This is a genomic window from Bradyrhizobium sp. SZCCHNR1098 (genome assembly GCF_032489375.1).
Lineage (GTDB): Bacteria > Pseudomonadota > Alphaproteobacteria > Rhizobiales > Xanthobacteraceae > Bradyrhizobium.
In genome coordinates, this window is record NZ_JAUEXY010000011.1 from 90,099 (window position 1) to 102,897 (window position 12,799).

Annotated in this window: 11 protein-coding genes; 4 read left to right on the plus strand and 7 right to left on the minus strand. The window is 65.6% G+C overall.

Annotated elements, in window-relative coordinates:
- Positions 1–55: 55 nt before the first annotated feature.
- The gene (locus tag QX135_RS22870; RefSeq protein ID WP_315811282.1) at positions 56–790 is read right to left on the minus strand and encodes a hypothetical protein; all 735 of its coding nucleotides are present in this window, start codon (positions 788–790) and stop codon (positions 56–58) included.
- Positions 791–1,080: 290 nt separating this feature from the next.
- On the opposite strand from QX135_RS22870, the gene QX135_RS22875 reads away from it, so the two are divergent.
- Entirely contained in the window at positions 1,081–2,001 is a 921-nt protein-coding gene (locus tag QX135_RS22875; protein ID WP_315755102.1) for an ABC transporter ATP-binding protein, read from the plus strand.
- Complete coding sequence (locus QX135_RS22880; RefSeq protein ID WP_315736810.1) at positions 1,998–2,759, plus strand: ABC transporter permease; 762 nt, start codon at positions 1,998–2,000, stop codon at positions 2,757–2,759. Before QX135_RS22875 ends, QX135_RS22880 begins: the two co-directional genes overlap by 4 nt.
- Positions 2,760–2,785: 26 nt before the next feature.
- On the opposite strand, the gene QX135_RS22885 is transcribed toward QX135_RS22880, so the two are convergent.
- On the minus strand, positions 2,786–3,136 hold the full coding sequence (locus QX135_RS22885; RefSeq protein ID WP_316178609.1) for a hypothetical protein: 351 nt from the start codon (positions 3,134–3,136) through the stop codon (positions 2,786–2,788).
- A 319-nt stretch (positions 3,137–3,455) separates the two neighbouring features.
- Here QX135_RS22885 and QX135_RS22890 point away from each other — a divergent pair, with 319 nt between their 5' ends.
- Positions 3,456–4,244 carry a L,D-transpeptidase gene (locus tag QX135_RS22890; RefSeq protein WP_315755100.1) on the plus strand — a complete coding sequence of 263 codons (789 nt, stop codon included), beginning with the start codon at positions 3,456–3,458 and terminating at the stop codon, positions 4,242–4,244.
- Between the two features lie 53 nt (positions 4,245–4,297).
- Here QX135_RS22890 and QX135_RS22895 read toward each other — a convergent pair whose 3' ends face one another.
- From QX135_RS22895 to QX135_RS22910, 4 genes are all read right to left on the minus strand, one after another.
- The gene (locus QX135_RS22895) at positions 4,298–5,323 is read right to left on the minus strand and encodes an ABC transporter permease (protein WP_315755099.1); all 1,026 of its coding nucleotides are present in this window, start codon (positions 5,321–5,323) and stop codon (positions 4,298–4,300) included.
- Between the two features lie 12 nt (positions 5,324–5,335).
- A complete protein-coding gene (locus tag QX135_RS22900) occupies positions 5,336–6,838 on the minus strand; it encodes a sugar ABC transporter ATP-binding protein (RefSeq protein ID WP_316178608.1) in 1,503 nt (500 codons plus the stop codon).
- Positions 6,839–6,851: 13 nt separating this feature from the next.
- Entirely contained in the window at positions 6,852–7,805 is a 954-nt protein-coding gene (locus QX135_RS22905; protein ID WP_316178606.1) for a sugar-binding protein, read from the minus strand.
- A gap of 509 nt (positions 7,806–8,314) precedes the next feature.
- Positions 8,315–10,594: a fused MFS/spermidine synthase gene (locus QX135_RS22910; protein ID WP_316178604.1), complete on the minus strand. Its 2,280-nt coding sequence runs from the start codon at positions 10,592–10,594 to the stop codon at positions 8,315–8,317.
- Between the two features lie 200 nt (positions 10,595–10,794).
- Between QX135_RS22910 and QX135_RS22915 the strand changes: the two genes are divergently transcribed.
- On the plus strand, positions 10,795–12,396 hold the full coding sequence (locus tag QX135_RS22915; RefSeq protein WP_316178603.1) for an NAD(P)/FAD-dependent oxidoreductase: 1,602 nt from the start codon (positions 10,795–10,797) through the stop codon (positions 12,394–12,396).
- Positions 12,397–12,585: 189 nt separating this feature from the next.
- On the opposite strand, the gene QX135_RS22920 is transcribed toward QX135_RS22915, so the two are convergent.
- Positions 12,586–12,750 carry a Flp family type IVb pilin gene (locus tag QX135_RS22920; protein WP_315736801.1) on the minus strand — a complete coding sequence of 55 codons (165 nt, stop codon included), beginning with the start codon at positions 12,748–12,750 and terminating at the stop codon, positions 12,586–12,588.
- Positions 12,751–12,799: the final 49 nt, after the last annotated feature.

Consider the following 12,799-nt stretch of genomic DNA (forward strand, 5'->3'; position numbering starts at 1 on the left):
TGTCGCCGCCGAATGGGAGCATTTTGGGGCGCGCGCCCGGTGGCGCGGCCGCCTATTACCGGTAACCGGTGACGTTGGCAGCCCGCTGCGGGGCGGCCATGCGGGTCGGCGGCGCCGCCGCCGGGCGGCCCCGACCGCCGAACACCACGCCGTCGATGGCACCGATCACCTTCTGCTGCATGATCTGGTTCTTTTCGATCGTGACGTGGCCGACACCGGGAACCGACTGAACGTCGACATTCTCGAGCTTGCCGCGGAAGCCGTCGTCGCGGCGGACCGGCTCACCGGCGCCGCTGGCGATGTAGAAATTGATGTAGCGCTCGGCGTTGCCGCCAACGAGCTTGGTCTTGAACACCGAGTCGAGCCCGATCGCGAGCTTCACGGGCACGCCGAGCTGGCCGAGCTTGTTGATCATGTCAGGCAGCGCCGTCGCGCCCGAGGAATGGCCCACCAGGATGATGGTCTTGATCCGGCCGGCGCGATAGGCGGCCGCCGCCTCGTCGGCGAGCGACGACCACGACACGAAATTGGCGACCGTGTTCGGAATGCCCTGCGAATCCAGCTTGGCGGCGATGTCGTCCAGCCCGAGCGAGAAGATGTTGAGCACGCCGCGCAGCAGATAGACATGCGTGCTGCTGGCGGCACTCGCGGCCGCCGGGCTCGGCGCCGCCCGCACCGATCCGGTGCCGAGCGGCAGAGCCAGCGCAACGGCCAGCGCCACCATGCCAAACCAGCGCGCCGAGAGGCTGCGCTTGCAGGTGGGTCGAACGGTGCTGGCGCGTGGCGTCATCGGTCCTTCTCCGCGGCGGAAATGTCGAGACGGCGCGACCGTACCCAAGATGCTCGCGGACGCAACATCGTCGGACATTGCGGTGCGCGTTCCTCCCCCAGACGTGGCTGCGCAGCAACACTCACCGGCGTCGGCCACGGAAAAGCCCAACAAGCGACACGATCGAGAGCGGCGCGCGCGATTGCGGTAACGCACCGCCGTTCCTATCTGAGCGCTTCGCCCGCGCCTGCGCCCCCTCCTTCGCGCAGCTCCCTGCCCTTTTCGAATCCCTCGGATCGAATTCCCTCGTGATGCCTCCCGTCATTTCCGTTACCGGCCTGTCGAAGACCTATTCCTCGGGCTTCACCTCACTCAACAATGTCGATCTCGCGATCGAGCGGGGCGAGATCTTCGCGCTGCTCGGGCCCAACGGCGCCGGCAAGACGACGCTGATCAGCATCATCTGCGGCATCGTCAATGCGTCTACGGGCAAGGTCGCGGTCGGCGGCCACGACATCAACCGCGACTATCGCGCCGCGCGGGCGCTGATCGGGCTGGTGCCGCAGGAGCTGCACACCGATTCGTTCGAGACCGTATGGGCCACGGTCAGCTTCAGCCGGGGACTGTTCGGCAAGCCCAACAACCCCGCCCTGATCGAGAAGATCCTCAAGGACCTCTCGCTCTGGGACAAGAAGGACGCCAAGATCATCACGCTGTCCGGCGGGATGAAGCGCCGCGTGATGATCGCCAAGGCGCTGTCGCATGAGCCGCAGGTGCTGTTCCTGGACGAGCCGACCGCCGGCGTCGACGTCGAGCTGCGCAAGGGCATGTGGGACGTCGTGCGCGAGCTCAAGGCCGCCGGCGTCACCATCATTCTCACCACGCACTACATCGAGGAAGCCGAGGAAATGGCCGATCGCGTCGGCGTCATCAACAAGGGCGAGATCGTCCTGGTCGAGGACAAGGCCAAGCTGATGGCAAAGCTCGGCCGGAAGCGGCTGAGCCTGCATCTGCAGCACCGGATCGAAGCCGTCCCCGAGGCGCTCGCGCCCTATGATCTCGCGCTGTCGGACGACGGCTGGCGGCTCGCCTATGACTACGATACCAAAGGCGAGCGCACCGGCATCACCAGCCTGCTCGGCGATCTCAGGACCGCCGGCATCCGCTTCGTCGATCTCGAGACCAAGCAATCATCCCTGGAAGACATCTTCGTGAGCCTGGTGCGGCAATGAATTTTCGCGCGGTCGCCGCAATCTACAAGTTCGAAATGGCACGCACCTGGCGCACGCTGCTGCAGAGCATCGTGTCGCCCGTCGTGTCGACCTCGCTCTACTTCGTCGTGTTCGGCGCCGCGATCGGCTCGCGCATCAGCCAGGTCGAGGGCGTCAGCTACGGCACCTTCATCGTGCCCGGCCTCGTGATGCTGTCGGTGCTGACCCAGAGCATCTCCAACGCCTCGTTCGGAATCTACTTCCCGAAATTCATCGGCACGATCTACGAGATCCTCTCGGCGCCGATCTCGCATTTCGAGATCGTGCTCGGCTATGTCGGCGCGGCCGCGACGAAATCCATCATTCTCGGGCTGATCATCCTCGCTACCGCCGGCCTGTTCGTACCGCTGCACATCCAGCACCCGGTGTGGATGCTGGCGTTCCTGGTGCTGACGGCCGTGACCTTCAGCCTGTTCGGGTTCATCATCGGCATCTGGGCCGACGGCTTCGAGAAGCTGCAGATGGTCCCGATGCTGGTGGTGACGCCGCTGACCTTCCTCGGCGGCAGCTTCTACTCGGTGAACATGCTGCCGCCGACATGGCATTCGATCGCGCTGCTCAACCCGGTGGTCTACCTGATCTCCGGCTTTCGCTGGAGCTTTTACGAGATCGCCGACGTCAGGGTGGAAATCAGCGTCGGCGTGACGCTGCTGTTCCTGGCGATCTGCATGGCGATCATCTGGTGGATCTTCAAGACCGGATACCGGCTCAAGCATTGAGCCGGCATCGGGGGCGGCGTTCCAGCTCAGCGGTAGCAGTGGAAGCGGCCGTAGCCATCGCGGTATCCCCGGCAGTGATAGTGCCGGTGGTAATAGGAGCGGTGTGGAATGCCGAGCACGCCCTCGACGGCGCCCACGGCTCCGCCGACACCCGCACCGACCGCGCCTCCGACGACGCCGCCGACCGGGCCGGCGATGCGGTTGCCTTCGTGGGCCCCTTCATGGGCGCCACGGATGATGCCCTGGGCATGGGCGAATTGCGGCAGCGCCAGCCAGGCCAGCGCCAGGATGACCAGCGCGAGCGCGGCGAGCAGATAGGTCAGCTTCTGCGGCGCGCGATTGTCGAGCACCGCCGTCTTGGCCTTCATCGTCAGCATTTTGAATCCTGGAAACCGCATGGAGGAATTCTTGAAACGCGGATGCGGCCAAAAAGTTGCGCGGTCGTGACGAATTGGACCGATTAGAGAGGTCCTAAGCGCCGGAATGAAAGGCCATCCGCGGGTCGCGAAAATGTCAGCGCCGATGAACGCGGGGAGCCTTTGTCCGGTCCCTGCCCGCCATTAAGGTTGAGGGTGCCCTCGGCTGGAACAAAGCCCGCAATTCCGACATAGTGCAGGCCGAGGCGATGACCTGGGCGTTGTCGAAGTCCCGTTTGAGGTCTCTCCACAGTCGAGGGCCCTGGAGGCCAGAGGTTAGATGCGTACCATCCTTTTTGCAGTTGCCGGCTTCGCCTTTCTGTCGGCCACGCCAGCTCTGGCCAAGATCGACATCACCGTCGACAAGAACAACCAGATCATGACGGTCGCCGTCGATGGCGTCGAGCGCTACCGGTGGCCGGTCTCGACCGGCATTCCCTCGCGCGAAACGCCCAATGGCTCGTTCCGCGCCTTCCGCATGGAAGCGGATCATTTTTCCAAGGAGTTCGACGACGCGCCGATGCCGCACTCAATCTTCTTCACCAAGGTCGGCCACGCCATTCACGGCACCGATTCGGAGGGCCGGCTCGGCACCCCCGCGTCTCACGGCTGCGTCCGGCTGTCGAAGGCGAATGCCACGACGCTCTACGACCTGGTGCAAAAGGACGGCGTGCTCAACACCACGGTGACCCTGACCGGCTCGGCCGAGGTGGCGCTGGCGCGCAATCCACGCCGCGGCACCGCTGTTGCCCGCCGCGACGTGCCGCAGCAGTATGACGACAGTGGCGAGCCGGTCGTGCTGACGCCGCAGCCACAGATGCTGCCGGGACGCCAGGTCGTTCCGCAGCAGCGGCCCGATGACGGCTACATCTATCCCGCCGACGGCAGCGACAACGGCGTGCGCTATCCGGCGCCGCGCGGCACGGCCCGGCGCGTCTACGACGCGCAGGCCTATCCGCAGCAGCAGCAGTACGATTACCAAAACGGCAATCCGAGCTATGCGCAGCCGCGCTATTACCAGCCGCGCTCTTATTATCAGCCGCGCGGCTACTACACCTATCAGGACTGATTGCGCATTGATCCTCGCGGCCGGGCGCTGTTACGCAGCGCATCGGCGCCTCCTCACTCGGCGTTGACCCGCTCGAGCGAGGCGGACGCGCGATCGGCGCTGGCCTGCCCGCGGGCCGTCGGCATGCGCGTGCGCCGCTGCACGAAATACTGATCGGCCAGCACGCCGATCAGGATCACCGTGCCCATCACGGCGAAATTGAGCGAGCTCGGGATGCCCAGCAGATTGACCAGGTTCTGCAGCATCTGCAGCAGGATCGTGCCGAGCACGACGCCGATGACCGAGCCCTCGCCGCCGCGCAGCGAACAGCCCCCGAGCACCGCCGCGGCGATCGCATAGAGCTCGTAGAACGAGCCGTGTACCGCCGGCGAGATCGAGCGGGTGTACATCGCGAGCAGGACCGCGGCCAGCGCTGTCAGCCCGCCGCAGATCACATAGGCCGCTATCGTGACCCGATCGGACCGGATGCCGGAGTAGCGCGCCGCCTCCTCGTTCTTGCCGACCGCGTAGAAATAACGGCCGTACACCGAGCGGTGCAGCACCAGCCAGGCGATGCCGGCCACGATGACGAGCGCCACGACGCTATGCGGCAGCGGAAAGCCGAGGACATCGGTGCGGCCGGCGGCCAGCCATTCCAGCGCCGGGAAGCTTGCGCCATAGCCGAAGCCGGCGGTGGCATCCTCGGTGTAGTAGCGCGCCGCGCCGCGGTAGATCAGCAGCCCGCACAGGGTCACCACGAAGGGCTGGATGCGCATCTTGGTGACCAGCGTGCCATGGACCAAGCCGATGGCGATGCCGCCGGCGAGGATGAGGAACAAGGCGGCGATCCAGTCGACGTCCCGGTTGACGATGAGGTCGATGAACAGCACGCCGAGCAACGCGATCACCGAGCCGACGGCGAGCTCGATGCCGCCGACGATGATGACGAAGGCCTCCGCGATCGAGAAAATGCCGAACATGCCGACCTGGTTGGCGGTATTGGAGAGGTTGCCGACCAGCAGGAAGCGCGGGTTGATGAAGGCCACGACGGCGCCGACCACCAGGATCAGGATCAGCAGGCTGAGATCTTTCTTCTGCACGGGCGCCCTCGCTCAGACGGTATGGCCGACGGCGAGCTGAAGCACGTTGTGCTCGCTGAACTCGTTGCGGGCCAGGAAGCCCGAAATCATGCCTTCATGCATCACTGCGATCCGGTCGCTCACCCCGATCACCTCCTCCATGTCACTCGAGATCATCAGGATCGCGACGCCGGAATCCGCCAGACGCCGCAGCATGTCGTAGATCTCCTGTTTGGCGCCGACATCGATGCCCCGGGTCGGCTCGTCGAAGATCAGGACCTTTGGCCGCATCGACAGCCATTTGGCGAGCACGACCTTCTGCTGGTTGCCGCCGGACAAGGTGTCGACCGAGACCTTGACGTCGGACGCCCGGATCTTGAGCCGTTCGCGCTGCCGATCGGCATTCTCGGTCTCACGCCTGATGTCGACAAGTCCAAAGCTGAGATAGGAGGCGAGATCCGGCAGCGAGATGTTCTCGGCGATCGACAGGTCGAGCAGCAGGCCGCAAGCCTTGCGGTCTTCCGGAATGAGATAGATGCCGCGATCGATCGCCGCGCGCGGCGTCGAGATGCGGATCGGCTCGCCCTCCAGGCTGATGCCCCCGGCCAGCAGCGGCTCGACGCCGAAGATGCCGCGCGCGAGCTCGGTGCGGCCGGAGCCGACGAGACCTGCAAGCCCGAGGATCTCGCCGCGCCGGAGCTGCAGGCTGACGGCCTGGTTGGGATAGGTCGCGGTCACGGCCTCCACCACGTCGAGCACGGCTTCGCCGGGCGGCGCGGCCGGCGGCACGTAGAGCGACCGCAGGTCCCGGCCGATCATCAGCCTGATCATCGCGGCAGGACTGAGCTCGTCTTGCGCAAGCGCGCCGACCATGCGGCCGTCGCGCAGCACAATGGCGCGATCGGCGCATTGCATGACTTCGTTCAGGCGATGCGTGATGAAGATGACGCTGACCCCGTCCGCCTTCAGGCCGGCGATGACCTGCATCAGCCGCTCGGTTTCCGACAGCGTCAGGCTGGAGGTCGGCTCGTCCATGATGACGCAGCGCGCGTCGAGCGACAAAGCCTTGATGATCTCGACCAGCTGGCGCTGCGCCAAGGACAGCTCGGCGAGCGGCGTATCCGGCTCGAAATCAGCGGCGAGGCGCGCGATCAGCGGACGCACCTTGGCCCGCAGCGTCTTGCGGTCGATCAGCCGCAGCGGGCCGCCATAGACCGGCTCGCGGCCGATGAAGACGTTGCCTGCGACATCGAGATTGTCGAACAGGTTCAGCTCCTGGTGGACGAAGGCGATGCCGGACGCGATCGCGTCCGCCACCGTGTAGCTGGCCCGCGCCACGCCATCGATCCGGATCGTGCCGCTGCTCGGCTCCACCACGCCGCCGAGCACGCGCATCAAGGTCGACTTGCCGGCGCCGTTCTCGCCGACCAGGGCGATCACCTCGCCGGGCGCGACCGACAGGCTGGCGTGGTCGAGCGCGACCACGCCAGGATAGGTCTTGCCGATGTCGATCAGCTCAAGGAAGGGCTCGCGCACGCCGGCCGTCGCGTCACTTCTTCAGCATCTGCTTCATCTGCGCCATGAAGTCGTCGACGTTGGACTTCTCGATCACCTTGCCGGGCACGATGATGATGCCGTTGGCCGGAACGCCGGACTTGTCGCCCTGCACGACCTTCGCCATCAGCTTCATGCCCTGATAGCCCCACTCGAACGGCTGCTGCACCACCGTGCCCTCGATCGCGCCGTCCTTCACGCCGCCGAGCGTGATCGGATCCTCGTCGAAGCCGATGACCTTGATCTTGCCGAGCTTGCCGGCCTCCTTCAGCACCTCGTAGATGCGCGGCGTGTTGTAGGAATAGAAGCCGACCAGACAACTGACGTCCGGCATCGCCGCCAGGATGTCCTCGACATTGCGCTTGGCCCGGGTCTGGTCGATCTCGTCGCCGCGTACGTCGACCAGCTCGACCTTCGATCCCTTGATGGTCGCCTTCACGCCTTCGATGCGCTCGCGGGCGTTGTCAGCCCCGAGCAGGCCGACGAAACCGACGCACTTGCCGCCATTCGGCAGCGCCTTCAGCATCAGCTTGCCGGCATCCTTGCCGAGCTCGGTATTGGAGGAGCCGATATAGGCGATGCGCTTCGATTGCGGAGCGTCGCTGTCGGTGGTGAAGAGCACCGTCTGTGCGGCAATCTTGTTGAGGTGCTCAGTCTGGTTCTTCGGATCGACGGCGCTCACCATGATTCCGGCGGCCCCGGCCGCGACGAGGTCATCCAGCATCCGCTGCTGCACGGCGGCTGCCGCCTGCTCGGGATATTTGAGCTGCAGGTTGTAATTGGGCAGCTCGCCTTGCGCCTTCTTGACGCCGGCTTCGGCGATCTTCCAGAAGTCGGACGCGCCGTTGACGACGAAGGCGAGGACCTTCTTGTCCGCGGCTCCCGCGGAGCCGAGACCGAGCGCCATCGACAACAAGGCAGACGCACCGGCAATCCAAAGACGCTTCATTGAACCCCTCCTCCCATGTGAAGCCGGCCTGCTTTGATGCGGCCGGCATTTTGTAGTCGAACGAAATCTAGTCGCGAACAATCATCTCTCGTCCGAACCGCTGGCTCCGCCCGGACGAACAGCACCTCGATCTGGACAGCGTCCGCGCGATCGTTCGCTCAGGGCGAGACGACCAGACCGGTCCCTCACCGCTCAGTTTGCGATCCAGCTCGACTGCGCGTGCGTGCCCCAACCCACCCATTCGAAGACGCGCAAAGTACCGACTTCAAATGAGGGGCGCACCTCAAGGTAGCATGGTCATGACGGGCACGCAACAGAGGCCCACGCAGAAAGCGCGTAACCACTGTGTTTTGCGATGCGGTACAGCAAAGTCGGCGATCAGACGGTCGAGAAATAGATGCGGCAATGCAACCGAGGCCCGCCACCGACGAGGCGCGCACCTCTTTGAGCGCAGACGCCATTATCACGGCGATCCGGGCCCGGCGACGTCGAACGGCGGCAGTGCCCTGTTACTCGCCGTCGCGCAGCCGCCGATACACGGCGCCGAGAATGTTCGAATAATCGTCGGTCCAGACCCGCTCGCCGTCGGTCGGCTCGGTTTCGGTCCACTTGTCCGAGGAAGCCAGCGTGCCGACGTCGGCGTCCTCGCGCGCGCTGATGACGACGTCGGTGGAGAAGATGTACTCGTCGTCGCGGCCGGAGTCCTCGTTGTAGACCCAGCTCTTCAGGTCGTTGGCGTCGGCGATGCCGACGACGACGCTCTCCAGCTCCAGATGCCGATTGGAGACGTGCATCACGACGGCGCCCTGCGGCGCCAGCTTCGCCTTGTAGATCGCCATCGCCTCCTCCGTCGCCAGATGGATCGGAATCGCATCCGAGGAATAGGCATCGACGATGATGAGATCGTAGGCGCCGTCCGGCTCCTTGGCGAAGGTCAGCCTGGCATCGCCGATGACAGGCTTGAAGTCCGGCGCGCAGTTTCTGATGTAGCTGAAATATTTCGGGTCGCTGGCGGTATCGACCATGGTCTGGTCGATCTCGAAGAATTTCCAGCTCTCGCCGGGCTCGGCTGCGCAAGTGAGCGTGCCGGCGCCGACGCCGATCACGGCGACCTTGAGCGGCGCGCCCTTGCGCTCGCGGATCGCGGTGATGGCGCGGCCGATGCCGCCGTCCTTGTGATAGTAGGTGATCGGCTCGGGCCGCCCCGTCACCTTGGAGCCGTCGGCGTTGAGATATTTCTGCGCGCCGTGGATGGTCGTGCCATGCATCAGCACGTGATAGTGCCCGTCGGAGGTCACCACGATCTTGTGCACGCCGAAGAAGCTGCGCACCGTCTCGACGCGGCCGTCATCGGCCGGATAGGCGCGGATCAGGACGAGCGCGAGCGCGGCCGTCGCGAACACCTTCCAGCGGCCACCGTTCAGCAGCAGAGCGAGCAGCACGGCGAGCACGCCCACGGCGCCCGCGACATAGACGCGGTGGTCCTCGAGATAGGTCGTGAGCTTGCCGGTCATTCCGGCGGGCACCAGCAGCGCGAGGGCAATGACCGCGAGCAGGAGCCAGTACCAGCGCGTGATCCGTGGCAAGCGCTCATTGGCCGCCGGCCGGCACAGCGCCGCGAGCGCCAGCAGGATCGGATATTCGGCAACCCATGAGAAGGTGAAGGGGGCGATCAGGCCGGCGAACAGGCCGCCGACCATGCCGCCGAACGACAGCGCGACATAGAAGCCGGTGAGATACTTGGCCGGCGGGCGCGTGCGCGCGAGCTCGCCATGGCAGGCCATGGCGATGATGAAGAAGCAGAGCTGATGGCCGCCGAGCGTGAGCGCGAGATTCTGCTCGCCGCCAAAAGCGAGCAGGACGACGACGCCGGCGATCGCAAGCGGCTGTAGCGCCAGCATCCATTTGTGCGGCAGCAACGGCCGCGACTGGAACACCAGCACCCAGGTCAACAGATAGAGCGACAGCGGCAGCACCCACAGCAAGGGCGCGGCCGCGACATCGGTGGAGATATGCGCGGTCACCGCAATCAGCAGGCCGGAGGGCACCGCGGCCAGGAAGATCCAGCGCAGACGCAGCAGCCAGCGTGGCGCCGGGGCATTGCTGTCCCCGGTGTGCAGCAGGCTCGTGACGATCACCGGCGACCGCAGCAGCAGGACGCCGCAGCCGGCGATCAGCGCGATCAGGAGGCCATAGCCGCCGGTCCAGATCAGGTTCTGCACGCGCAGGCTGAAGATCGGCTCGATCAGCAGAGGATAGGACAACAGCGCCAGGAAGCTGCCGATGTTCGACGATGCATAGAGGAAATACGGGTCGGGTGCGGCCGGATGACCTGAGCGCACGAACCACGCCTGCAGCAGCGGATTGTTGGCAGCGAGCGCGAAGAACGGCAGGCCGATCGACACGGTGAACAGGCCGAGCAGCCAAAGCCCGTAACCGGAGCTGGGCGGGTCGCCCCAGCTGCTCGCGATCGACAGCGGCAACGTCAGGATGGCGAAACCGAGCAGCAGCAGATGAATCGCGATCGGGAGCACCCGGCTGGGCAGCTGGGTGAGAAAATGCGCATAGGCATAACCCGCGAGCAGCAAGGTCTGGAAGAACACCATTGCCACCGACCACACCGCCGGCGAGCCGCCGAGCCGCGGCAGCACCATCTTGGTGAACAGCGGCTGCACCGAGAACAGCAGCAGCGCGCTGACGAAAATTGCGGCGGTATAGACGACGAGCACCAGCCGGTTGCGTGCGGCAGAGGGCTGAGCGACGGCGGCGGGCGAGGCGATTGAGGTCATGACAACTCCGGCAGCGGCGCGGCCGGCATCAGATGCCAAGACCGGACCGCGATGAGCAGACGAGACATAGCGGATCGCAGGGCGGTATGGCGAGGAGCTGAGGCAAAATGGAGTTTCCCTTGACGTCGCAGCCATCCGGCGCGACAGCACCAGCCGAGGTTCCCGGTGCGGGTCATTAAACAGGGCTTTTTGAAGCTGACATGAATGAAACCGAGGTCATCATCATCGGTGCCGGCCATAATGGCCTGACCTGTGCGGCCTACCTCGCGATGGCGGGCCTGCGCGTGCATGTGGTCGAGCGCCGCAAGGTGGTCGGCGGCGCCGCGGTCACCGAGGAGTTTCATCCGGGCTTCCGCAACTCCGTCGCGTCCTACACCGTGAGCCTGCTCAATTCGCGCGTCATCTCCGACCTGAAGCTGCAAGAGCACGGGCTGGAGATCGTCGAGCGCCGGGCGCAGAACTTCCTGCCCTCGCCCGACGGTCGCTATCTGCTGACGGGCGAGGGTCGCACGCTGGCTTCGGTTGCGCGACTGAGCCAGCGCGACGCCGACGCGATCGGCCCGTTCTCGGCACGGCTCGAGGCCATCGCGGACGTGCTGCGCAGCCTCGTGCTGCGGGCGCCACCAAACCTGGTCGCCCAGTTCGGGCTGTCGGCGATCCGCGAGGCCTTCAACGCGCTCGGCACCGCCAACACCCTGCGCGCACTGTCGCTGGAGCAGCAGCGCGATCTGCTCGACCTGTTCACGCGCTCCGCCGGCGAGATGCTCGACGAGATCTTCGAAACCGACCTGGTGAAGGCGCTGTTCGGCTTCGATGCCATCGTCGGCAACTATGCCAGCCCCTACGCCGCCGGCTCGGCCTATGTGATGCTGCATCACGCCTTCGGCGAGGTGAACGGCAAGAAGGGCGTCTGGGGCCATGCGATCGGCGGGATGGGCGCGATCACGCAGGCGATGGCCGGGCGCCTGAAAGAGCTGGGAACGCTGGTCGAGGTCGAGGCCGGCGTGCGCGAGGTGATCGTCGAGCGCGACCGCGCGGTCGGCGTCGTGCTCGAGGATGGCCGCACCATCCGCGCCCGCCATGTCGTCGCCAACGTGAACCCGAAGCTGCTCTATACGCGCCTGGTGCCGGCCGGCGCCGTGCCCGCGCCGTTCCTGAGCCGCATCAGGAACTGGCGCTGCGGTTCGGGCACGTTCCGCATGAACGTGGCGCTCGACCGGCTGCCCTCGTTCATTGCGCTCCCGGGCGACGGCGACCATCTGTCCGCCGGGATCATCCTCGGCCCGAGCCTCGGCTACATGGACCAAGCCTATCTCGACGCGCGGGCGCATGGCTGGAGCCGCGATCCCGTGGTCGAGCTGCTGATTCCCTCCACCCTCGACCCGACGCTGGCGCCCGCGGGCCAGCACGTCGCCAGCCTGTTCTGCCAGCATGTCGCGCCCGAGCTGCCGGACGGCCGTTCCTGGGACAATCATCGCGACGAGGTCGCCGACCTCATGATCGCGACCGTGGACCGTTATGCACCGGGCTTTGCGGCCAGCGTGCTCGGCCGGCAAGTGCTGTCACCGCTCGACCTCGAGCGCCAGTTCGGGCTGATCGGGGGCGACATCTTCCACGGCGCGCTGACCCTGAACCAGTTGTTCTCGGCCCGCCCCATGCTCGGTCACGCCGACTATCGCTCGCCGCTGAAAGGGCTCTACCATTGCGGCTCGGGCAGCCACCCCGGCGGCGGCGTCACCGGCGCCCCCGGCCACAATGCGGCCCAGGCGATCCTGTCCGACCATCGCGCCCTGTTCGGCTGAGGATAAGCGGTGGAAAGGCGGGTGGGCGTCCGTGTGGACAAGCTGTGGACGCGCAGTGGATGAACGATCCAATAAGCAGTGCACGGCCGTGTGGGTATGCTGTGGACCTGCTTTCGAGATTCCCCCACCCCAAAAGCAGAAAAACCGGGCGCTGAGGCCCGGTTCTTCGAGAACGCCGTGTCAGGCGGATTACTTCAGCGACGTGTTGATCGACTCGAACTTGCTGCTGAGCGAGCTGCCCAGGCCGTTGACGGCGGCAATGATGGCCAGCGAGATGCCGGCTGCGATCAGGCCGTATTCGATGGCGGTGGCGCCAGATTCATCACGCAAGAACTTCAGCAGAGTGGTCTTCATCTGAACCTCGTTTCCCAACCCAGGAACCGAGGATCATCCGGTTCCCATG

Excerpts from the sequence above, each read along its gene's own strand:
- QX135_RS22870 (WP_315811282.1), bottom strand. The coding sequence starts at position 790 with ATGACGCCACGCGCCAGCACCGTTCGACCCACCTGCAAGCGCAGCCTC.
- QX135_RS22875 (WP_315755102.1), top strand. The coding sequence starts at position 1,081 with ATGCCTCCCGTCATTTCCGTTACCGGCCTGTCGAAGACCTATTCCTCG.
- QX135_RS22880 (WP_315736810.1), top strand. The coding sequence starts at position 1,998 with ATGAATTTTCGCGCGGTCGCCGCAATCTACAAGTTCGAAATGGCACGC.
- QX135_RS22885 (WP_316178609.1), bottom strand. The coding sequence starts at position 3,136 with ATGCTGACGATGAAGGCCAAGACGGCGGTGCTCGACAATCGCGCGCCG.
- QX135_RS22890 (WP_315755100.1), top strand. The coding sequence starts at position 3,456 with ATGCGTACCATCCTTTTTGCAGTTGCCGGCTTCGCCTTTCTGTCGGCC.
- QX135_RS22905 (WP_316178606.1), bottom strand. The coding sequence starts at position 7,805 with ATGAAGCGTCTTTGGATTGCCGGTGCGTCTGCCTTGTTGTCGATGGCG.
- QX135_RS22910 (WP_316178604.1), bottom strand. The coding sequence starts at position 10,594 with ATGACCTCAATCGCCTCGCCCGCCGCCGTCGCTCAGCCCTCTGCCGCA.
- QX135_RS22915 (WP_316178603.1), top strand. The coding sequence starts at position 10,795 with ATGAATGAAACCGAGGTCATCATCATCGGTGCCGGCCATAATGGCCTG.
- QX135_RS22920 (WP_315736801.1), bottom strand. The coding sequence starts at position 12,750 with ATGAAGACCACTCTGCTGAAGTTCTTGCGTGATGAATCTGGCGCCACC.